Annotated in this window: 14 protein-coding genes; all 14 read right to left on the reverse strand. The window is 71.0% G+C overall.

The features are described from left to right. Nucleotides 1–42: 42 nt before the first annotated feature. The 14 genes from ACFUNE_RS01130 to ACFUNE_RS01195 all read right to left on the reverse strand — a co-directional run bounded on the left by ACFUNE_RS01130 (nt 43) and on the right by ACFUNE_RS01195 (nt 21,891). Complete coding sequence (locus ACFUNE_RS01130) at nt 43–4,233, reverse strand: Rne/Rng family ribonuclease (RefSeq protein WP_383560882.1); 4,191 nt, start codon at nt 4,231–4,233, stop codon at nt 43–45. A 229-nt stretch (nt 4,234–4,462) separates the two neighbouring features. After that, entirely contained in the window at nt 4,463–5,242 is a 780-nt protein-coding gene (locus tag ACFUNE_RS01135; RefSeq protein WP_383560884.1) for a TIGR03936 family radical SAM-associated protein, read from the reverse strand. Nucleotides 5,243–5,364: 122 nt separating this feature from the next. Then, the gene (locus tag ACFUNE_RS01140; protein ID WP_383560885.1) at nt 5,365–6,534 is read right to left on the reverse strand and encodes a hypothetical protein; all 1,170 of its coding nucleotides are present in this window, start codon (nt 6,532–6,534) and stop codon (nt 5,365–5,367) included. A gap of 75 nt (nt 6,535–6,609) precedes the next feature. Continuing rightward, nucleotides 6,610–8,535, reverse strand: a complete 1,926-nt coding sequence (locus ACFUNE_RS01145; protein WP_383560887.1) for a TIGR03960 family B12-binding radical SAM protein — start codon at nt 8,533–8,535, stop codon at nt 6,610–6,612. A gap of 50 nt (nt 8,536–8,585) precedes the next feature. Next, nucleotides 8,586–10,112 (reverse strand): CHAD domain-containing protein, encoded by a 1,527-nt coding sequence (locus tag ACFUNE_RS01150; protein ID WP_383560889.1) that lies wholly within the window; start codon nt 10,110–10,112, stop codon nt 8,586–8,588. A 51-nt stretch (nt 10,113–10,163) separates the two neighbouring features. Further along, nucleotides 10,164–11,357: a rod shape-determining protein RodA gene (gene rodA, locus ACFUNE_RS01155; RefSeq protein ID WP_383560891.1), complete on the reverse strand. Its 1,194-nt coding sequence runs from the start codon at nt 11,355–11,357 to the stop codon at nt 10,164–10,166. Beyond that, a complete protein-coding gene (gene mrdA / locus ACFUNE_RS01160) occupies nt 11,357–13,531 on the reverse strand; it encodes a penicillin-binding protein 2 (RefSeq protein WP_383560893.1) in 2,175 nt (724 codons plus the stop codon). Before mrdA ends, rodA begins: the two co-directional genes overlap by 1 nt. A gap of 79 nt (nt 13,532–13,610) precedes the next feature. Next, nucleotides 13,611–14,273: a rod shape-determining protein MreD gene (mreD, locus tag ACFUNE_RS01165; protein ID WP_383560895.1), complete on the reverse strand. Its 663-nt coding sequence runs from the start codon at nt 14,271–14,273 to the stop codon at nt 13,611–13,613. An 11-nt stretch (nt 14,274–14,284) separates the two neighbouring features. Beyond that, nucleotides 14,285–15,331, reverse strand: coding sequence for a rod shape-determining protein MreC (gene mreC, locus ACFUNE_RS01170; RefSeq protein WP_383560897.1), 1,047 nt, complete (start codon nt 15,329–15,331; stop codon nt 14,285–14,287). A 97-nt stretch (nt 15,332–15,428) separates the two neighbouring features. Further along, nucleotides 15,429–16,448: a rod shape-determining protein gene (locus tag ACFUNE_RS01175; protein WP_031091955.1), complete on the reverse strand. Its 1,020-nt coding sequence runs from the start codon at nt 16,446–16,448 to the stop codon at nt 15,429–15,431. Nucleotides 16,449–16,740: 292 nt separating this feature from the next. Next, nucleotides 16,741–17,154: a nucleoside-diphosphate kinase gene (ndk, locus tag ACFUNE_RS01180; RefSeq protein WP_376378281.1), complete on the reverse strand. Its 414-nt coding sequence runs from the start codon at nt 17,152–17,154 to the stop codon at nt 16,741–16,743. An 85-nt stretch (nt 17,155–17,239) separates the two neighbouring features. Next, complete coding sequence (locus ACFUNE_RS01185; RefSeq protein WP_383560900.1) at nt 17,240–17,608, reverse strand: DUF4233 domain-containing protein; 369 nt, start codon at nt 17,606–17,608, stop codon at nt 17,240–17,242. A gap of 3 nt (nt 17,609–17,611) precedes the next feature. Next, the gene (locus tag ACFUNE_RS01190; protein WP_383560902.1) at nt 17,612–19,135 is read right to left on the reverse strand and encodes a bifunctional folylpolyglutamate synthase/dihydrofolate synthase; all 1,524 of its coding nucleotides are present in this window, start codon (nt 19,133–19,135) and stop codon (nt 17,612–17,614) included. A gap of 134 nt (nt 19,136–19,269) precedes the next feature. Next, the gene (locus ACFUNE_RS01195) at nt 19,270–21,891 is read right to left on the reverse strand and encodes a valine--tRNA ligase (protein ID WP_383560904.1); all 2,622 of its coding nucleotides are present in this window, start codon (nt 21,889–21,891) and stop codon (nt 19,270–19,272) included. Nucleotides 21,892–21,937: the final 46 nt, after the last annotated feature.

Below are 21,937 nucleotides of genomic sequence, written 5' to 3' on the forward strand. Positions count from 1 at the left end.
GTGCTCGGGGCGGGACACGTGCGGACGAACGTCACGCGGTCATCAGTGACCCGACGACTCACCGTCACCGGTACGCGCGGAGGCTGCCGCGGACGGCGACGACTGCTCGGCCGCGACGGTCTTCTTCGACGCCGCCTTCTTCGTCGTCGTCTTCTTCGCGGCGGTCTTCTTCGCGACCGTCTTGGCGGCGGTCTTCTTGGGGGCCGCCTTCTTCGCCGTGGCCTTCTTCGCGGTCTTCCGCGCCGCGGTCTTCTTGACCGGGGCCTCCGACTCCGTCTCTTCGGTGCCGGGGGCACCGGCCGTGTCGGAGTCGGTTGCGGTGACCACGACGGCCGCTGCCTCTTCGGCACCGGCCGGCGAACCGGCCGGGGCGGTGACCTTGCGGGTCACCCGGCGACGGGCACGCGGCGGGGCCGCCGGGGCGGACTCCTCGCCGGCGGCGGGAGCCTCGGGCGCCGTCGCCTGCTCCGAGGGAGCGGGCTGCGGAGCCGCGGGGGCCTCGACGACCGGGTCCTCGACCGCGACGGGCTCCGCCGCGGGCTCGGCCGGCTGGACCGGCGGCGTCACGTCGGCCTGCTTGGGCGATCCCGCCGGGGCGGTCGCCTTCCGGGTCGCCCTGCGACGCGTACGGGCCGGAGGTGCGGCCTCGGCCTCGGGGGCGGATGCCGCCACCGGGGACTCGGCGACCGGCTCGGGCTGCGGCTCCTCCTCGGCGACCGGGGCCGCCGGGGCGGTCTCGGCCGCGGGAGCGGTCTCGGCCACCGGGGCGGGCGTGCCGGCCGGGGCCGTGACCTTGCGGGTCGCACGCCGGCGGCCACGGCCGCGCGACGCCGCCGCCTCGGCCTCGGCCGGGCTGCTGTACAGCTCCTCGTCGGCGACGAACTCCGGCTCGGGCAGCGCCACCGGAGCGGCGACCTCGGCAGCCACCTCGGCCTCGGTCTCGCCCTCGGACGGCTGCTCGGCGTGCTCGTGCTCCTGCCCGTGCTCGTGCTCGTGACCGGCCCCGCCGCGGCCGCGCTTCTTGGACCGCTTGCCACCGCCACCACCGGCGGCCGTGGGCTGCTCCATGTGGACGATCACGCCGCGCCCGTTGCAGTGGACACAGGTCTCGGAGAAGGACTCCAGCAGACCCTGGCCCACCCGCTTACGGGTCATCTGGACCAGGCCCAGCGACGTGACCTCGGCGACCTGGTGCTTCGTACGGTCGCGTCCCAGGCACTCCAGCAGCCGGCGCAGCACCAGGTCCCGGTTGGACTCCAGCACCATGTCGATGAAGTCGACGACGACGATGCCTCCGAGGTCGCGCAGGCGCAGCTGCCGCACGATCTCCTCGGCCGCCTCCAGGTTGTTCTTGGTGACGGTCTCCTCGAGGTTTCCGCCCTGCCCGGTGAACTTGCCGGTGTTGACGTCGACGACGACCATCGCCTCGGTCTTGTCGATCACCAGCGAGCCGCCGCTCGGCAGGTAGACCTTGCGGTCCAGTGCCTTCATCAGCTGCTCGTCGATGCGGTACGTCGCGAACACGTCGACCTCGGAGGTCCAGCGCGAGAGCCGGTCCGTCAGGTCGGGTGCCACGTGCGAGACATAGCCGTGGATGGTCTCCCAGGCATCGTCACCGCTGACGATCACCTTCGAGAAGTCCTCGTTGAAGATGTCCCGGACGACCCGGACGGTCATGTCCGGCTCGCCGTAGAGCAGCGTCGGCGCATTGCTGCTGCTGGTGCTCTTCGACTTCTTCTGGATCTCTTCCCACTGGCCCTGCAGCCGCTCGACGTCGCGGCGCAGCTCGTCCTCGCTCGCACCCTCGGCCGCGGTGCGCACGATGACGCCCGCGTCCTCGGGGACGATCTTCTTGAGGATGGTCTTCAGCCGGGCGCGCTCGGTGTCGGGCAGCTTGCGGCTGATCCCGGTCATCGAGCCCTCGGGCACGTAGACCAGGTAACGGCCGGGCAGCGAGACCTGGCTGGTCAGGCGGGCGCCCTTGTGGCCGATGGGGTCCTTCGTCACCTGGACGAGGACGGACTGGCCGGACTTCAGCGCGGTCTCGATGCGGCGCGGCCCGTGGGCCATGCCGAGCGCCTCGAAGTTGACCTCGCCCGCGTAGAGGACGGCGTTGCGGCCCTTGCCGATGTCGACGAAGGCGGCCTCCATGGACGGCAGTACGTTCTGCACCTTGCCCAGGTAGACGTTGCCGACGTAGCTGGTGGCCTGCTCCTTGTTGACGTAGTGCTCGACGAGCACGTTGTCCTCGAGGACACCGATCTGGGTGCGCTCACCGCTCTGGCGGACGACCATGACGCGCTCGACGGCCTCACGGCGGGCCAGGAACTCGGCCTCCGTGATGATCGGGACGCGGCGGCGGCCCTGCTCACGCCCCTCGCGGCGACGCTGCTTCTTGGCCTCCATACGGGTCGAGCCCTTGATGGACTGGACCTCGTCGAAGCCGGTGCCGGGCTCGCGCTCGACCGTTTCCTTCGCACGCCGTTCACGCGGCTCGCGGACCTTGACGACCGTGCGCTCCGGGTCGTCCGTGCCCGAACCGGTGTCCTCGCCGGAGGCGTCCCCGCTGCGGCGGCGACGACGGCGGCGACGACGGCTGCTGGAGGAGGACTCGTGCTCGTCGTCCTCCTCGTCCTGCGCGTGCTGCTCGTCCTCGGAGTCGTCCTGCTGCTCCGCGTCGTCCGTGTCGTTGGCCTCACCGCGACGGCGGCGACGGCCGCCACGACGGCGACGGCGTGAGGGGCGGTCCCCGTACTCGTCCGACTCGTCGCCCTCGTGCTCGGCGTCCGTCTCGGGCTCGGCCTCGTGCTCGTCCTCGACGGCGGTGGAGGCGGCGGGGGCCTCCTCGGCCGGAAGGGTGACCGGGGTCGTGGCCGGCTCGGTCTCGACGGCCTCGCCACGACGGCGACGGCGGCGACGCGAACCGCCCTGGGGCGCGGCCTCGGCGGCCTCTGCGGGCTCGGCGGGCGCTGCGGCCGGGGCGGGCTGCTGCTTGGCCTCGGCCTTGCGCGGCGCCCGCTCCTGGGGCTTCTGCTCCTCGACGTCGTCGCTCTCGTCGTACGCCGGGGTGGAACCCGCGGCGGCAGCTGCGGCGGCCGCGGTCTCCGGGGTCTGGAACATCGGCTCGGCGAAGACCGGGGCCTGGAACACGGCCACGGCGGGGCGCGTGGCGCGACGGCCCTTGCGGGCCGGCTCCTCCGCCTTGCCGGTGAATTCGGGACGGCCCGCCGCGGCGGTGGCGCGACGGCGCTGACGGCCTCGGGGCGCGGCCTCCTCGACCTGATCGGTCTCGGCGGCCAGTTCCTCGGCGACAGCGGCGGGGAGGCTCTCCGCCTGCTCGGCGGTCGCCTCGGCGACCTCCTCGACGGGCTGCGGGCTGCCGGCCGGGGCGCTGGCCTTGCGGGAGGCGCGGCGGCGGGAGCGTGCCGGGGGCGCGGCCTGGTCGGCCTCTTCCGCGCGGGCGGGCTCGACGACCGGCTCGGCGACCGGTTCGGCCGGGGCCTCGGTGGTCTGCGCGGCCTGCGGCGCACCTGCCGGTGCCGACGCACGGCGCCTGGCACGGCCGCGCGGCGCGGCGGTCTCTTCGGGCTCGGCGACCGGAGCGGGCTCGGGGGCCTGCACCGGCTCGGCCGCGGCGGTGTCCTGGACGACGGGCTCGGCCGCCTGCGCGGCGCCCGCCGGAGCGGTCGCCTTACGGGTGGCGCGGCGACGCGCACGCGCCGGCGGAGCGGACTCCGCGGCGGGGGCCTCGGCTGCCTCTTCGTCCTCCTCGGCCGGGGCGGTCTCCACGACCGGCTCCACGACCTCGGCCGCCTGCGGCGCACCCGCCGGAGCGGTCGCCTTGCGGACGGCACGGCGACGCGCACGCGCCGGCGGAGCGGACTCCGCCGACTCGGCGGGCTCGGCAGCGACGGGCTCGGGGACCGGGGTCTCCGCCACGGTCTCCACGGCCTCGCCGGTCTGCGGCGCGCCACCCGGGGCGGTCGCCTTGCGGACGGCACGGCGACGGGGGCGCGCCGGGGGCGCGGCCTCGGCGACGGGCTCGGGGGTCTCGGTGGCAGCGGCCGGTACGGCCGGCGTGACGTCCTCGGCGGCGGCCGCACCCGGCGCGCCCGACGGCGGGCCGGCGGGCCGGGACGCCGCGCGGCGCCTGCGGCGCGGCGGCAGCTTGTCCCCGGGGGCGTTGCTGTCTTCTGTGTTTCCGGTGATACCGGAATCGATCGGCTCGTGCATGCGGGCGGTTCTCCCGTCGCGCTCCCGGGCGCCACGCCTGATTCCGGTCCGACGCGATGCGCGCGATGTGCGCGCTACCGCCGTCCGGGGCGCGGGCGCCGCACGGGAGCTGATGTCTGGCTCGCCGGTTCCGTACGCGTGACGCACGGCCTGGCGAAAGTCTTATGGGGCGGTGCGCGGCCCGACCCAGGTGGCTCCCGAGTCCAAGGGCTGCGCTACAACGACCGCCTTACGCGGAACCTGCACCTTCCGGCGCCGTCGCGGCGGCGGCCGGATCGGCCGTGGAAACGGCCGGGGCTGCCTCGCGGTCGGGCGCGAGCGGGTCGGTCACCGTGCCGGACTCCTCGTCGAAGAGCCCCTGCGCCAGCCTGGTCACCGCAGCGGGGACCGGCGGCGTTAGGTCGGCCACAGCTCGGAGACCGGACAGGACGTCGTCGGGTCGTACGGCAGGTGTCACGTGCCGCACTACCAGCCGCAGTATCGCACAGGGCCCGTCCCCAGACCTATCAGGCTGTGGATCAAGCGCCTGCAGACCGGCGACGGCCGCACGGGCGTCGAAGGTGCGCACGCCGTTCTTCGCACGGCGCTGGACCTCGACGGTCCCGGCGGCCAGGAAGGCGGCGACGGCCTTCTCCGCGTCCTGCACGGCCACCCCGTCCAGCCGCATCTCCCATACGGAGGCGGTCAGCCGGTCGGCGAGGCCGGAGGTGCGTGCCTCCACCGCGTCGATGACGTCGAGCCCGTCGGGCATCGACGCGTCGAGCAGCCTGCGCAGGGTCTCCGGATCCCGCGCCTCGGTGAGGGCGATCTCCAGGAACTCCGCCTCGCTGCCCGTACCGGTGGGGGCGGCGTTGGCGTACGACACCTTCGGGTGCGGGGTGAAGCCCGCCGAGTAGGCCATGGGCACCTCGGAGCGGCGCAGCGCCCGCTCGAACGCGCGCTGGAAGTCTCTGTGACTGGTGAACCGGAGGCGGCCCCGCTTGGTGTAGCGCAGTCGGATGCGCTGCACCGCCGGTGCGGGCGGCGGGCCTTCGGGCTGTCGCTTGCCCAGTGGTTCTTCTCCTCGGTGCGGGGCGGCCGCGGTGGCGTGCCGCCCACGAAGTACAGGGTGCCCCGGGGTGCCGCTCCGGCTCACCCCCGCTCGACGGTTTTCTCGGCGAGCAGGGAGATCTCGGACGCGGGCGCCGCGCTGGGGACAGTCGTTGTCCTACCCAGGGTACGCGCAGCGGACCCCTCGAGTTCCCGCACGTCCGTGACCTGGGGCGCTCCGACCAGCGCGCGCCACGCGTCCCGGCGCGCCGCGCGCAGGGTCACGCGGGCCGAGGCCAGGGCGGCGCGGGCCGCTCGTCCCGCCTCCAGCGCGGCCCGCTTCACGGGCGCCCAGGCCACGTCCCGCAGGAAGTGCCCCACCGGGATGCACACCGTGCGGTAGGCCCAGGCCACCGGCGCTCCGACCAGATGCCACGCCAGCCAGGCCAGCGCGCGGCCGACGGCGCGCGAGACGAACCCGGCGATCCGCCAGGCGACGACGACCGCCGCCACGATCTCGCGACCGACGGGGGTGAGGACCCTCCGGTACACCCACACGACCGGCACCACGAGCAGGTTCGTGACCACCCACACGACGGGCACCACGAGCAGGTTCGTGACCAGCCACGCGAGGCCGGTCCACAGCCCCCGCCCGAGGAACGCCAGACCCCGTCCCGTCATGACCAGCGCCCACGCGACGCCGTGCCCCAGCGGCGTCAGCACGCTCCGGTAGACCCACACGAGGGGCAGCACGACCAGCGTCGCCACCAGCCACGCGCCCCCGATGCCGAGCGGCCTGAGGAGGTACCGCCACACCCCCACCGCCGGCCACACCAGCAGAACGGTGACGAGCGCGGTCACCGCCGGGACCAGCAGCTCGGTGTACACCCACCGCAGCCCGTGTCCGACGGGGGTGAGCACGGCCGCGTGGAGCCACACCAGCGGGACGACGACCCCGTACCGGACGACCGGGACGACGACATACCGCCACAGCCCCACCCAGGGCCGTACGAGGAGGATCAGGGCGAGCCATGCCAGAGCCTTCCCGACCGGGGTGAGCACCTCGTCGTGGAGCCACTCGAGCGCCCGGCCCAGGGGCCGCAGCAGCACCCGGCCGAGGAGGCGGCCGCCCGCGACGAGCAGGTCCCAGAGCATGCGGACCGGCAGGACGAGCACCAGCACCACGATCCGCACCGGAATCCGGACGAAGATGGTCAGACAGCCCTCCCCGCCCTCGTACGGCGCGGCGGTGCTGTGCTTGTCGAGGTCCATGCCCGGGAAGACGCGAACGCCCGGCCCAGGGTTTCCCGGGCCGGGCGTTCGTCACCGGGCTGTCACCCGGAGGGTCTACTTCACGACCGTCAGCGGCAGGAGCTTCTTGCCGGTGGGGCCGATCTGGATGTCGAGGTCGAGCTGCGGGCAGACGCCGCAGTCGAAGCACGGCGTCCAGCGGCAGTCCTCGACCTCGGTCTCGTCGAGCGAGTCCTGCCAGTCCTCCCAGAGCCAGTCCTTGTCGAGGCCGGAGTCCAGGTGGTCCCAGGGCAGGACCTCCTCGTACGTCCGCTCTCGGGTGGTGTACCAGTCGACGTCGACGCCGAACACGGGGAGCGCCTTCTCGGCGCTCTTCATCCACAGGTCGTAGCTGAAGTGCTCGCGCCAGCCGTCGAAGCGGCCGCCGGACTCGTAGACCTCGCGGATGACGGAGCCGACGCGGCGGTCACCGCGGGAGAGCAGGCCCTCGACGATCCCGGGCTTGCCGTCGTGGTAGCGGAAGCCGATGGAACGGCCGTACTTCTTGTCGTCCCGGATCTTGTCCCGGAGCTTCTTCAGCCGGGCGTCGGTGTCCTCGGCGCTGAGCTGCGGGGCCCACTGGAACGGGGTGTGGGGCTTGGGCACGAAACCGCCGATGGAGACGGTGCAGCGGATGTCGTTCTGCCCGGAGACCTCGCGGCCCTTGGCGATCACGTTGACCGCCATGTCACCGATCTGGAGGACGTCCTCGTCGGTCTCGGTGGGCAGGCCGCACATGAAGTACAGCTTCACCTGGCGCCAGCCGTTGCCGTACGCGGTGGAGACCGTGCGGATCAGGTCCTCCTCCGAGACCATCTTGTTGATGACCTTGCGCATGCGCTCGGAGCCGCCCTCGGGGGCGAAGGTGAGGCCCGACCTGCGGCCGTTGCGGGTCAGCTCGTTGGCCAGGTCCACGTTGAACGCGTCGACGCGGGTGGAGGGCAGCGAGAGCCCGATCTTGTCTTCGGTGTAACGGTCGGCGAGGCCCTTGGCGATCTCACCGATCTCCGTGTGGTCCGCGGAGGACAGCGACAGGAGGCCGACCTCCTCGAAGCCCGTGGCCTTGAGCCCCTTCTCCACCATCTCGCCGATGCCGGTGATGCTTCGCTCCCGCACGGGGCGCGTGATCATGCCGGCTTGGCAGAAACGGCAGCCGCGGGTGCAGCCGCGGAAGATCTCGACGGACATCCGCTCGTGGACGGTCTCGGCGAGGGGGACGAGCGGCTGCTTCGGGTACGGCCATTCGTCGAGGTCCATGACGGTGTGCTTGGACACGCGCCACGGGACACCGGACTTGTTGGGCACGACACGGCCGATACGGCCGTCGGGGAGGTACTCGACGTCGTAGAAACCGGGGACGTAGACGCCGCCGGTCCGCGCGAGGCGGAACAGCACCTCTTCGCGCCCGCCGGGCCGGCCCTCGGCCTTCCAGGCGCGGATGATCTCGGTGATCTCCAGCACGGCCTGCTCGCCGTCGCCGATGACCGCGCAGTCGATGAAGTCCGCGATGGGCTCGGGGTTGAACGCGGCGTGGCCGCCCGCCAGCACGATGGGGTGGTCGACGGTGCGGTCCTTGGACTCCAGCGGGATACCCGCGAGATCCAGGGCCGTGAGCATGTTGGTGTAGCCGAGCTCGGTGGAGAAGCTCAGGCCGAACACGTCGAAGGCTCCGACGGGGCGGTGGCTGTCCACGGTGAACTGCGGCACCTTGTGCTCGCGCATCAGCTCCTCGAGGTCGGGCCACACGCTGTAGGTGCGCTCGGCGAGGACGCCCTCACGCTCGTTGAGCACCTCGTAGAGGATCATGACGCCCTGGTTGGGGAGTCCGACCTCGTAGGCGTCGGGGTACATGAGCGCCCAGCGGACGTCGCACTCGTCCCACGGTTTGACGGTGGAGTTCAGCTCACCGCCGACGTACTGGATGGGCTTCTGCACATGCGGGAGCAGAGCTTCGAGCTGCGGGAAGACCGACTCGGCAGACATCTGTGGACCTTCGTAGCTGGCAGGGGTGACCATCAAGCGTAACCCGGTGCTCAGCCTTTCAGCGCCGCCCGGGGACCGGGGCGCGACGCCCGGGCCCAGACCTCGGGGAGTTCGCGTTCCCGTGCGTCCGCCGCGGCCTCCTCCCGGCCGTACAGGAGTCCCCAGGTGAAGGCGGACTCCCCCGCGTCGTGGGCCTGGACGGCCAGGGTGCGCAGGGCGTCCCGGGCCACCACGCTGTCCTGGTGGTCGCCGAGGACCGACTGGACGGACTTCATCCGTTCGGCGAACCTCTTGGCCGGCTTCCCCAGGGCGGGCTTCGCGGCCTCGGCGGCGTAGCGGACGCGTTTGGCGGCCTTGCGCGCCTCGTGCATGGCCACGTCACGCTCCTCCCCCGGCCGCTGTTGCAGGGCGTGCCCGATCCGGGTGGCCAGGCGGTCGTGGTCCTTGAGCACGGCGCGCGGCAGGACGTCCCGCGGCGCCCCGGCGGCGGCGGGGAGCAGGGGCGGGTCCGCGAGGAGGGCGTCCAGGGAGTCCAGCAGGGCCAGGTAGCGCTCCGCGTCGAGCACGGAGGCCACACGGCGCCGCGAACCGGTGCGCCCGGCGACGGAGGCGAGCTGCAGCCGGGCGCTCACGGGGCCCAGGATCAGGGTCGCCGGCAGCGCGGCGACATCGCGGCGGAGCCGTTCGTCGAGGACCTCCTGGTCGCGGTCGACCCCGAGCTCGGCGGCCAGCCACTTCAGCTCCTCACGGAGCGGGTCGGTGACGGCGCGGTCGAGCGCTCCGCGGTACGTCCTGAACGCGCTGCGCAGCCGCCGGGTGGCGACCCGCATGCGGTGCACGCTGTCCGGCAGGTCGCGGCGTACGGCGGGGTCCAGCGCGACGAGGGCCGTGACCTGGCGGCGCACGTAGGCGAGTACGTGGTCGCCCGCGGTGCGCGGGGAGGGCGGCTTCCCGGTCCGCCGCCGTTTCTTCGGGGCGGTCTCCGCCAGAGCCCTGCTCAGCTTGGAGGGCGCGGCCGAAGGCCGGACACCGGCCTTGCGCAGCCGCCGCTCGACGGCGTCGAGGAGCTTCGGGTCGCCGTCGTCGGCCAGCTCGACCTCAAGCTCGGTCCATGCGGAGGTGGTGCCGTGGCCCTCCTCGGTGAGGCGCTCCGCGAGGACCTCGTCGATGCTCAGCTCGGCGAGCAGGGCACCGTCCTCGTCGAGGAGGTGGTGGACGTCCCGGGAGGAGAGGATCCGCACGACGGGGATCACCGGGGCGTGCCGCACCCGGGAGCGGAGCAGCTCGCCGAGGTCGGGCGGCAGGACGTCGGAGAGCGGGGCCCGGATCTCGTCGCGGACATCGGCGGAGACGGGGAGCTTGAGGTGCCAGCCGGCGTCCGCACCGCCCGTTCTGCGGCGCAGGGTGAGGGAGTCCGCTGCCAGCCGGAAGTCCTCGGTGTCGTAGTAGACGGCGTCGAGCTCGGCGAGGCCCCGGTGGACGACGTCCGAGACCCCGGCCGCACGGGTCAGGTCCGGCAGCCGGGTTTCGGGAGTCGCTTCGTACTTCCGCTCGACCTCACGCTTGGAGTCCGCCATAGGACGAATCTTTCCGTCATGCGCGCGGATATGCAGGGCGGAGCGAAGTGGTCAGGCCGACATCGGCCTCTGCACCTTGATCGACTGGAGCAGCCCGATCGCCACCCAGACCGCGAACATCGACGAGCCTCCGTACGACACGAACGGCAGCGGGAGCCCGGCCACCGGCATGATCCCGAGGGTCATCCCGATGTTCTCGAAGGACTGGAAGGCGAACCAGGCGATGATGCCGGCGGCCACGATCGTGCCGTACAGCTCGGTCGTGCCCCGGGCGATCCGGCAGGCGCGCCACAGGACGACGCCGAGCAGGACGATGATCAGTCCGGCCCCGAGGAAGCCGAGCTCCTCACCCGCGACGGTGAAGACGAAGTCGGTCTGCTGCTCGGGGACGAACTGCCCGGTCGTCTGCGAGCCGTTGAAGAGCCCGGTGCCCGTGAGTCCGCCGGAGCCGATGGCGATGCGGGCCTGGTTGGTGTTGTAGCCGACGCCGGCCGGGTCGAGCGCCGGGTTGGCGAAGGCAGCGAAGCGGGCGATCTGGTAGTCGTCGAGGACCCCGAGCTGCCAGACGGCGAGAGCACCCGCGGTGCCCGCCCCGAGGAGTCCGAAGATCCAGCGGTTGGACGCCCCGGAGGCCAGCAGCACGCCGAGCACGATGACGGCCATGACCATGACGGAGCCGAGGTCGGGCATCAGCATGACGATCGCCATCGGGATGACGGCCAGCCCGAGGGCCTTGGCGACGGTCCGGTGGTCGGGGTGCTGCTGGTCGCCGGCGTCGACGCGGGCGGCGAGCAGCATCGCCATGCCGAGGATGATCGTGATCTTGGTGAACTCGGACGGCTGGAGCGAGAACCCGCCGGGCAGGAGGATCCAGGCGTGCGCGCCGTTGACGGTCGCACCCAGCGGGGTGAGCACCGCGAGGACGAGCACGACCGAGATGCCGTAGAGGACCGGTACCGCTCCCCTCAGGGTCCGGTGCCCGAGCCAGATGGTGCCGATCATCAGCGCGAGGCCGATGCCGGTGTTGAGCGCGTGCCGGAAGAGGAAGAAGTACGGGTCGCCGTGGGTGAGGGAGTCCCGGCCCCGGGTCGCCGACCAGACCAGGAGCGAGCCGACGAAGGACAGCGCGACGGCCGATCCGAGCAGGGGCCAGTCCAGCCGCCGCACGACGGAGTCGCGGGCGGTGAGCCTCACCCAGAGGGAGCGATCCTCGGGGCCGTAGCGCGAGACGGAGAATCCGGCCATCAGTCACGCCTCCCGACGGTCGCCGGCAGGGCACCCGCGAGAGCCTGCGTGCCGTCGTCGACGGGGGCGGGGACGTACGGCCTGATCTTGGGCGACTCGATCTGTCCGTCCGGCTTGATCTTGGGCAGGGTCTTCTGCGGCGTGGGCAGCAGCGCCTTCTTGAGGTTCTGCTTGCCGCTGGCGTCGAGCCCGTAGAGCGCGTTGTAGATGTTGCGCACGGCGGGGCCGGAGGCGCCGGAGCCCGTACCACCCTGGGCGATCGTCATGACGATCGAGTAGTCCTTGGTGTACGTGGCGAACCAGGAGGTCGTCTGCTTGCCGTAGACCTCGGCCGTGCCCGTCTTGGCGTGCATCGGGATCTTGTCCTGGGGCCATCCGCCGAACCGCCAGGCGGCGCTGCCCCGGGTCGCGACTCCCGCGAGGGCTTCGTCTATCTCGTCGCGGGTGTCTCCCTTGAAGGGCAGCTTGCCGTGCGCCTGGGGTGCGATCTCCTGGACGGTCCGGCCGTCGCCGCTGACGACCGCCTTGCCGACGGTCGGGTCGTACAGGGTGCCGCCGTTGGAGATCGCGGCGTAGATGGTCGCCATCTGGATCGGGGTGACGAGCGTGTCGCCCTGTCCGATGGAGTAGTTGACCGAGTCACCGGCGCGCATCTTGTAGCCCTCGAGGCAGCCCTCGTACGCGATCTTCTCGACGTACGTGCCGTCCTTCTTGCCCTGCTTGCACCACGAGGTCTTGTTGGCGTCGTAGAAGCTCTGCTTCCACTGGCGGTCGGGGACGCGGCCGGAGACCTCGTTGGGGAGGTCGATGCCGGTCTCCTTGCCGAGGCCGAACTGGTGGGCCGTCTTGTAGAACCAGTCCGACGGGGCCTTCTTCGGCTTGTTGCCGCCGTCCTTCGCCCACTCCTTGTGCGCCAGGCCGTAGTAGACGGTGTCGCAGGAGACCTCGAGCGCGCGGCCGATGCTGATGCTTCCGTAGCCCTGGGACTCGAAGTTCTTGAAGGTCTGGCCACCGATGGAGTACGAGCTGGGGCACGGGTAGTTCCCGTCGAACGGGTACCCGGCGTTGACCGCGGCCGTCGAGGAGATGACCTTGAAGATGGAGCCGGGGGCGGCGGTGCCCTGGATGGCGCGGTTCAGCAGCGGGAAGTTGGACTTCTTGCCGGTGAGCTTGGCGTAGTCCTTGGCCGAGATGCCGCCGATCCAGGCGTTCGGGTCGTACGTCGGCAGGGATGCCATGGACACGATCCGGCCGGTCTTGGCCTCCATGACGACGACGGCGCCGGAGTCGGCCTTGTACAGCTCGTTGGTGTTGCGGTCCATCTCCTTGCGGGCCGTCTCCATCGCCTTGTTCAGCTCGTACTCGGCGACGGCCTGGACACGGGCGTCGATGGAGGTGACCACGTTGGCCCCGGGCTCCGCCTCGTCGTTCTGCGCCTGGCCGATGACACGGCCGAGGTTGTCGACCTCGTAGCGGGTGACGCCGGCCTTGCCGCGGAGCTCCTTGTCGTACGTGCGCTCAAGGCCCGAGCGGCCGACCTGGTCGGAGCGGAGGTAGGGCGAGTCGGTGTCCTGGGCCTTGGTGACCTCGTCGTCGGTGACCGGCGAGAGGTAGCCGAGGACCTGGGCGGTGTTGGCCTTGCCCGGTGCGGCGTAGCGGCGCACGGCGGTGGGTTCGGCGGTGATGCCGGGGAAGTCCTCGGCGCGCTCACGGATCGTGAGGGCCTGCTGGGTGGTGGCCTCGTCGGTGACGGGGATCGGCTGGTAGGGCGAGCCGTTCCAGCAGGGCTGCGGGGTCTTCGCGTCGCAGAGCCGGACCTTGTCCTGCACGTCCTTGGGCTTCATGTCGAGCACGTCGGCGAGCCGCGCGAGGACGCCGACCCCGTCGTCCTTCATCTTCATCAGCTCGGTGCGGCTCGCGGAGACGACAAGGCGGGTCTCGTTGTCCGCGAGCGGGACGCCCCGCGCGTCGAGGATGGCCCCCCGGACGGCGGGCTGCACGACCTGCTGGACGTGGTTGTTCTTCGCCTCGTCGGTGTACTCCTGCCCGTTGCGGATCTGGAGGTACCAGAGCCGCCCGCCGAGCGTCAGGAGCAGGGAGAAGACGAGGACCTGGATGACGACGAGACGGATCTGGACCCGCGGGGTCCGTCCGGTCTCCGGAATGTTGCTCACGGTGCGCCCCCGGTGGTGGTGGGTCGGCCCGGGGTACGGGGGTGGCTGCCCCCGGTGCCCGTCCGGTGCCGGTACGGCCTCACAGTCGCTTGACCCCCTTGATCCTTCCCGCGCGTGCGGCGCGGCTGCGGGCCGCCCTCAGGCGCATCCCGCCGCGCTGGCTGCCGATCCGCAGCCCGGTGCCCGAGGCCAGCCAGCCCGCGGCGACGTCACCGCTGCCGGAGCTGTCGGCGACCGGGTCGTTCTCCGTGCGTCTGGCCAGCGCCATGATCAGCGGAACGGTGAACGGCGCGAGCAGCAGGTCGTACACCGCGGCGGTGAACAGCAGGCTGCCCAGGCCCACATGACGGGCGGCCGTGTCGTTGACGAGGGCGCCGACTCCGGCGTACAGCAGGGTCGATCCGATGGCCGCGGCGACGACGAAGGCCATCGGGGTGAAGGCCGACTTGAGCTGGCCGTTCTCGGGCCGGGCCATTCCGGCGAGGTAGCCGATGACGCAGAGCACCAGGGCGTAGCGCCCGGCGGCGTGGTCGGCGGGCGGCGCGAGGTCGGCGAGGAGGCCCGCGCCGAAGCCGATGAGGGCGCCGCTGACGGGCCCGTACACGAAGGCGAGTCCGAGGACGACGAGGAGCAGCAGGTCCGGGGTGGCGCCGGGGAGCTGGAGGCGGGCGAGGACGGAGACCTGGATGACGAGGGCGACCACGACCAGGGCGACGGAGAGCAGAGTCCTGTTCAAGCGCATGGGGATCAGCTCTATTCCTGCTCGTTCGCCGCGTCACCGGCGGCCGGGTCGGGTCTGCCCGAGGCGCCGGGTGAAGCGGACGCGTCGGGCTTCTCGTTGATGTTCCCGACGACCTTCCCGCTGCCGTCGACGAGGTCGCCGTTCGGCTGGACGGTGACGGTGACGGTCGGGGTGGGCTTGGGCTTCTCCGGCTTCTTGGGCTGCTTCGGCAGCACCATGTCGCGGGGGTCCTCGCGGGGCGCCTGGACGACGATGCCCACGATGTCGAGCTTGGTGAAGCCGACGAACGGCTCGACGTAGACGGTCCGGGTCAGGTCGCCCCCGGACGGGTCCACGCGGACGACCTGGCCGACCGGCACGCCGGGGACGAAGGGCTTGTCCTTGCTGGAGCCGAAGGTGACGAGGCGGTCGCCCTTCTTCACCTCGGCCTTGCCGTTGAGGAACTGGACCGAGAGCGGCCGGGAGCCCTGACCGGTGGCGAAGCCGAGCTCGTCGGTCTTCTCCAGCCGGGTGCCGACGGTGAAGTCGGGGTCGTTGGCCAGCAGGACGGTCGCGGTGTTCGGGCCGACGGTCGTGATCCTGCCTACGAGCCCTTCGCCGTTCAGTACGGTCATGTCGCGCGTGAGGCCGTCATCGGCCCCCGCGTCGATGGTGATGGTCCAGGAGAAGCCCTGGGCCGCTCCTATGGCGATGACCTCGGCGGCCTTGATGCCGTACTGGCCGGCCCCCGCGCTCTTCAGCATGGTGTCGAGCTGACGGACCTTGCTGGCGTTGCGGTCGTCGCTGCCGAGCTTCGTCTTCAGCGTGGCGTTCTCGTGCTCCAGGGCCGCGATCCGGTCGTGCCGGTCACCGGAGTCCCGTACGGCGCCGATGGCGTTGCCCACCGGGTCCACCGCCGCGGAGACGCCGTTCTCGACCGGTCCGAAGACCGTGGCTGCGGCCTGCCGGGCTCCGTCGACCGGAGACTCCTCGCCACCGCGGATATCCACCGTGATCAGGGCGAATGCGATGGCGATCAGCAGCACCAGGAGCAGCCGGCTCTCTCGTGTGTCCCTCACGTGCGGCGGCCGTGCCTTCCTCGTCGGAATGTTCGTGCCTGTATACCAACATTCCGCCGTACGGGACGGCAGTGCCCGTACGGCGGAACATCGTGTTCTAGCGCCGGGGCTGGGCGTCCAGCACCTGCTGGAGCGCCTCGAACTCCTCGACGCACTTGCCGGATCCGAGCGCCACCGAGTCCAGCGGGTCCTCGGCGATGTGGATCGGCATGCCCGTCTCGTGGCGGAGCCGCTCGTCGAGTCCGCGCAGGAGCGCGCCGCCGCCGGTGAGGACGATGCCGCGGTCCATGACGTCGCCGGAGAGCTCCGGCGGGCACTTGTCGAGCGTCGTCTTCACGGCGTCGACGATCGCGTTGACCGGCTCCTCGATGGCCTTGCGGACCTCGGTCGCGGAGATGACCACGGTCTTGGGCAGGCCCGAGACCAGGTCGCGTCCGCGGATCTCGGTGTGCTCGTCCTTCTCCATCTCGAACGCCGAGCCGATCGTGATCTTGATCTGTTCGGCGGTCCGCTCACCGAGGAGGAGGGAGTACTCCTTCTTGATGTGCTGGATGATCGCGTTGTCCAGCTCGTCACCGGCGACCCGGATCGACTGGGCAGTGACGATTCCGCCGAGCGAGATCACGGCGACCTCGGTGGTGCCGCCACCGATGTCGACGACCATGTTCCCGGTGGCCTCGTGGACCGGCAGACCGGAACCGATGGCCGCGGCCATGGGCTCCTCGATGATGTGCACCTGGCGCGCGCCGGCCTGCGTCGACGCCTCGATGACGGCGCGTCGCTCGACCCCTGTGATGCCGGAGGGCACACAGACGACGACCCGCGGGCGGGCCAGGTAGCGGCGCTTGTGGATCTTGAGGATGAAGTAGCGGAGCATGCGCTCCGTGATCTCGAAGTCGGCGATCACGCCGTCCTTCAGTGGCCGCACGGCAACGATGTTGCCCGGCGTGCGGCCGATCATCTTCTTTGCCTCGGAGCCGACCGCCAGGATTCCGCCGGTGTTGGTGTTGATGGCCACGACGGACGGCTCGTTCAGAACGATGCCGCGCCCCCTGACGTACACCAGCGTGTTGGCAGTCCCGAGGTCGATAGCCATGTCACGGCCGATGAACGACATTGAGTTCCCCTTGTTCCCCATGAGGATGTGTCGGGCCTTCCCAAGAAGCGAAGAATGGCTTGTTTTAGGTAGGCGAGGGTTGGCGCTGCGGGCGTGGAAGCTTCCATCGTAGTGCCGTATGCACGGACACAGCGCGAGGGTCCTTCGCCATGGCGAGCAGAACGGCTGCCCGTTCCACCCATGGTGACGTTACGTCGGAGGGATGCGTTCCCGCGAGACGTGACCCTATGCCGAAGGGCGACCGAATTACTTCGGTCGCCCAGGTCATGAGCGCTGATTGGCGGAGCCGAAGTCAGGAAAGTCCCGGAAAGAACAGCTTGAGTTCTCGCTCTGCGGACTCCTCGGAGTCCGAGGCGTGGATGAGGTTCTCGCGGGTGATCGAACCGAAGTCACCGCGGATCGAGCCGGGCGCGGCGGCGATCGGGTCGGTCGGGCCTGCCAGCGCGCGGACGCCCTCGATCACCCGCTCGCCTTCGGCCACCAGGGCGACGACGGGGCCGGACGCCATGAACTCGACGAGCGGCTCGTAGAACGGACGGCCCTTGTGCTCGCCGTAGTGCTGCTCCAGGGTCTCCTGGTCGAGCGTGCGCAGTTCCAGCGCGGTGATCGTCCAGCCGGCCTTGCGTTCGATGCGGCCGACGATCTCGCCGATCAGCCCGCGCCGTACGGCGTCGGGCTTGAGAAGGACGAGGGTGCGCTGAGTCATGTGCGGCTCCTTGCGGGCTTTCGGGGCGGGTGAGGGCGAGATTACAGGGGCGCGCCGGCGGTCCCGCCGCCGGGCTTACACAGCGTCATCCTCGGGCCGGAGCCTGCGTGCTCTCCTGTGCCTCGGCCTGGGCGGCCCACCGCGCCTTGGCCTCGTCGATCCTGCGGCCGTAGTGCACCGAGGCCCACCAGAGGGCAGCGAAGATCACACCGAGGATGAACATCATCGGGACGAAGAAGCCGCTCAGGACCAGCAGGACCTGGAGCGCCCAGCCGAGCTGTACGCCACCGGGCCGGGTGAGAACACCGCAGAGCAGGACGGACAGGAGCATGCCGATGCCGCAGACCGTCCAGACGGTGCCCATGGACATGTCGTCGGACTTCATCGCCACGAGCCCGGCGAAGCCGATGACGAAGAATTCACCGATCAGCGTCGATGCACAGAGCGTACGCACAGGTCAGCGCCTTCCCAGGAGCAGCCGGGCCTCGCCGACCGTGATCACGGATCCGGTCACCAGGACTCCGGCGCCCGCGTATTCGGCCTCTTCCTCGGCGAGGGTGATGGCCGCCTCCAGCGCGTCGTCCAGACGCGGTTCGACCTGGACGCGTTCGTTGCCGAAGACCTCGACGGCGACAGCGGCCAGCGCGTCCGCGTCCATGGCGCGCGGGCTGGAGTTCTGGGTGACGACGACCTCGGCGAAGATCGGCTCGAACGCTTCGAGCAGTCCCCGGACGTCCTTGCCGTCACTCGCGCCGACGACCCCGATCAGCCGGGAGAAGCTGAACGCCTCGGAGACGCCCTCCGACGCGGCGAGCGCACCGGCCGGGTTGTGCGCCGCGTCCAGGACGACGGTGGGGCTGGACCTGACGACCTCCAGGCGGCCCGGTGAGAGGACGGACAGGAAGGCCTTGCGGACCGCTTCGACGTCGAGGCTGCGGGCCTGTTCCGCCCCGATACCGAAGAACGCCTCGACGGCGGCGAGCGCCACCACCGCGTTGTGCGCCTGGTGCGCCCCGTAGAGCGGCAGGAAGATGTTGTCGTACTCGCCGCCCAGGCCCCGCAGGGTGAGGAGCTGCCCGCCGACCGCGATCTCACGGGAGACGATGCCGAACTCCATGCCCTCGCGGGCGACGGTGGCGTCGACCTCGACGGCCTTCTTCAGCATGACCTGCGCGGCGTCGACCGGCTGCTGGGCCAGGATCACCGTCGCGCCCTGCTTGACGATGCCGGACTTCTCACCGGCGATCTCGGCTGCCGTGGAACCGAGGCGGTCGGTGTGGTCCAGCGAGATGGGGGTGACGACGGCGACCGAGGCGTCGATGACGTTCGTCGCGTCCCAGGTACCGCCCATGCCGACCTCGACGACCGCGACGTCGACCGGAGCGTCGGCGAACGCCGCGTACGCCATGCCGGTCAGGACCTCGAAGAAGGAGAGCCGGTAGGGCTGCTGGGCGTCCACCATCTCGACGTACGGCTTGATGTCGTTGTACGTCTCGATGAAGCGCTCGGCCTCGATGGGCGCGCCGTCCAGGCTGATCCGCTCGGTGATCGACTGGACGTGCGGTGAGGTGTAGCGGCCGGTACGGAGCTCGAAGGCGCTCAGCAGGGCCTCGACCATGCGGGCCGTGCTGGTCTTGCCGTTCGTCCCCGTGATGTGGATCGAGGGGTAGGCGCGCTGGGGCTCGCCCAGCACGTCCATCAGGGCGGCGATACGGGTCACCGACGGCTCGAGCTTGGTCTCGCCCCAGCGGCCGGCGAGCTCCTGCTCCACCTCGCGCAGTGCCCTGTCGGTCTCGGGGTCGGCCGGGCGGTCGGGGACGGCCTCGCCCTGCGGCGGGCCCGACTGGGTGCGCAGCGTCCGGCTCCCGGCCTCGATCACCGCCAGGTCGGGGTCGCGCTGGGTCTCTTCGTCGACGATCTCCGCGAAGGCGTCGTCGGGGTCGGACGCGTCGTGCCGGTCTGAAGGGCGGGGCTCACTCACAGGGTCAGTCTACGGATGGCCGCGGACATCGCACGCAGCGCCCGCTGCGCCGCTCCGGAGCGGCCCCGTGCGGGCATGACGAAGCCCCCGCGCTCCCGGTCGGTCGGGGGCGCGGGGGCTCCGCACTCAGGTGATCAGCCCTGGGGCAGGTTCGCCAGCTGGGCGGCGATCCGCTCGATGTCGGCCTCCGCCTTGGCGAGCCGGCCACGGATCTTGTCGACCACGTTGTCCGGTGCCTTGGCCAGGAAGGCCTCGTTGCCGAGCTTGCCGGTGGCCTGGGCCTTCTCCTTCTCGGCGGCGCCCAGGTCCTTCGTGAGGCGCTTGCGCTCGGCCTCGACGTCGATCGTGCCGGACAGGTCGAGGGCGACCGTGGCTCCGGCGACCGGCAGCGTGGCCGTCGCGTGGAAGCCGTCGCCGGCCGGCTGGAGGCGCAGCAGCTGGCGGATGGCCGCCTCGTGCGGGGCGAGCACCGTGCCGGTGACGGTCAGCTCGGCCGGGACCTTCTGGCCCGGCTGGAGGCCCTGGTCCGAGCGGAAGCGTCGGACCTCTGTGACGATCTGCTGGACGAGCTCGATCTCCTTCTCGGCCGCCTCGTCACGGAAGCCGCTGTCCTGGGGCCAGTCGGCGACGACGACGGACTCCTGACCGGTGAGGGTCGTCCAGAGCTGCTCGGTCACGAACGGGACGATCGGGTGCAGCAGCCGGAGCGTGACGTCGAGGACCTCGCCGAGGACCCGGGCGGACACCTGCGCCTGCTCGCCCCCGGCGAAGAACGTGGTCTTCGACAGCTCGACGTACCAGTCGAAGACCTCGTCCCACGCGAAGTGGTAGAGGGCGTCGCTGAGCTTGGCGAACTGGAAGTCCTCGTAGAACGCGTCGGCGTCGGCGACGGTCTTGTTCAGCCGCGACAGGATCCAGCGGTCGGTGGCCGAGAGCTGCTCGACGGGCGGGAGCGCGCCCTCCACCGTCGCGCCGTTCATCATCGCGAAGCGGGTCGCGTTCCAGATCTTGTTGGCGAAGTTGCGGGAGGCCTGGACCCAGTCCTCGCCGATCGGGACGTCCGTGCCGGGGTTGGCGCCCTTGGCGAGGGTGAAGCGGACGGCGTCGGAGCCGTACGTGTCCATCCAGTCCAGCGGGTCGACGACGTTGCCGAAGGACTTCGACATCTTCTTGCCGCGCTCGTCACGGACCAGGCCGGTGAGCGCGATCGTCTTGAACGGGGCCTCGCCGTCCATGACGTACAGACCGAACATCATCATCCGGGCGACCCAGAAGAAGATGATGTCGTGTCCGGTGACCAGGACGTCGGTCGGATAGAACTTCTTGAGGTCCGGGGTCTCCTCCGGCCAGCCGAGCGTCGAGAACGGCCACAGGCCGGACGAGAACCAGGTGTCCAGGACGTCGACGTCCTGGGTCCAGCCCTCGCCCGCGGGCGGCTGCTCGTCGGGGCCGACGCAGACGACCTCGCCCTCGGGGCCGTACCAGACGGGGATGCGGTGGCCCCACCAGAGCTGGCGCGAGATGCACCAGTCGTTGAGGTTGTCGACCCAGTCGAAGTACCGCTTCTCCATCTCCTTGGGGTGGATCGCGACCCGGCCGTCACGGACCGCGTCACCGGCGGCCTTGGCGAGGGTCTCGACCTTGACCCACCACTGGAGGGAGAGCCGGGGCTCGACGGTCGTGCGGCAACGGGAGCAGTGGCCGACGGAGTGGACGTACGGACGCTTCTCGGCCACGATCCGGCCCTGCTCGCGCAGCGCCCCGACGATCGCGGACCGGGCCTCGAAGCGGTCGAGGCCCTCGAACGGGCCGGCGACGGTGATGACGCCCCGCTCGTCCATGACGGTCATCGACTCCAGGCCGTGGCGCTGGCCGATCGCGAAGTCGTTCGGGTCGTGCGCCGGCGTCACCTTGACGGCGCCGGTGCCGAACTCCGGGTCGACGTGGTGGTCGGCGACGACCGGGATCGTGCGGTCGGTCAGCGGCAGCTTGATCCGCTTGCCGATGAGGTGCGTGTAGCGCGCGTCGTCCGGGTGGACGGCGACCGCCGTGTCACCGAGCATCGTCTCGGCGCGGGTCGTGGCGACGACCAGCGTCTGCTCGCCCTCGCCGTACGTGATGGAGACGAGCTCCCCGTCGTCGTCCTGGTAGTCGACCTCGATGTCCGAGATGGCCGTCAGACAGCGCGGGCACCAGTTGATGATGCGCTCGGCGCGGTAGATCAGCTCGTCGTCGTACATCTTCTTGAAGACGGTCTGGACGGCGGCGGAAAGGCCCTCGTCCATGGTGAAGCGCTCACGGGACCAGTCGACGCCGTCGCCCAGGCGGCGCATCTGGCCGAGGATCTTGCCGCCGTACTCTTCCTTCCACTGCCAGACGCGCTCGACGAACGCCTCGCGCCCCAGGTCGTGACGGGACTTGCCCTCCTCGCCGAGCTGCTGCTCGACCTTGTTCTGGGTGGCGATGCCGGCGTGGTCCATGCCGGGCAGCCACAGCGCCTCGTACCCCTGCATCCGCTTGCGGCGGGTGAGGGCGTCCATGAGCGTGTGCTGGAAGGCGTGGCCCAGGTGGAGGGAGCCGGTGACGTTGGGCGGCGGGATGACGATCGTGTACGGAGGCTTCTCGCTCTCCGGGTCCGCCGTGAAGTAACCGCGCTCCACCCAGCGCTCGTACAGCTTCCCCTCTACCTCGGCCGGCGCGTACTGGGTCGGCAGTTCGGGGATGCTGGCTGGCTGCTGCGCTGCGTTCTCGGTCACGCAGGACAGTTTAGGGGCGTCACAGTCGTGCACTGAAACCGGTTTG

This window comes from Streptomyces sp. NPDC057287 (assembly GCF_042667905.1).
Taxonomy (GTDB): domain Bacteria; phylum Actinomycetota; class Actinomycetes; order Streptomycetales; family Streptomycetaceae; genus Streptomyces.

What these genes read in the sequence shown, in the direction of transcription:
- ACFUNE_RS01130 (WP_383560882.1), bottom strand. Translation starts at nt 4,233, where the DNA reads ATGCACGAGCCGATCGATTCCGGTATCACCGGAAACACAGAAGACAGC.
- ACFUNE_RS01140 (WP_383560885.1), bottom strand. Translation starts at nt 6,534, where the DNA reads ATGGACCTCGACAAGCACAGCACCGCCGCGCCGTACGAGGGCGGGGAG.
- ACFUNE_RS01145 (WP_383560887.1), bottom strand. Translation starts at nt 8,535, where the DNA reads ATGTCTGCCGAGTCGGTCTTCCCGCAGCTCGAAGCTCTGCTCCCGCAT.
- ACFUNE_RS01150 (WP_383560889.1), bottom strand. Translation starts at nt 10,112, where the DNA reads ATGGCGGACTCCAAGCGTGAGGTCGAGCGGAAGTACGAAGCGACTCCC.
- rodA (WP_383560891.1), bottom strand. Translation starts at nt 11,357, where the DNA reads ATGGCCGGATTCTCCGTCTCGCGCTACGGCCCCGAGGATCGCTCCCTC.
- mreD (WP_383560895.1), bottom strand. Translation starts at nt 14,273, where the DNA reads ATGCGCTTGAACAGGACTCTGCTCTCCGTCGCCCTGGTCGTGGTCGCC.
- ACFUNE_RS01175 (WP_031091955.1), bottom strand. Translation starts at nt 16,448, where the DNA reads ATGTCGTTCATCGGCCGTGACATGGCTATCGACCTCGGGACTGCCAAC.
- ndk (WP_376378281.1), bottom strand. Translation starts at nt 17,154, where the DNA reads ATGACTCAGCGCACCCTCGTCCTTCTCAAGCCCGACGCCGTACGGCGC.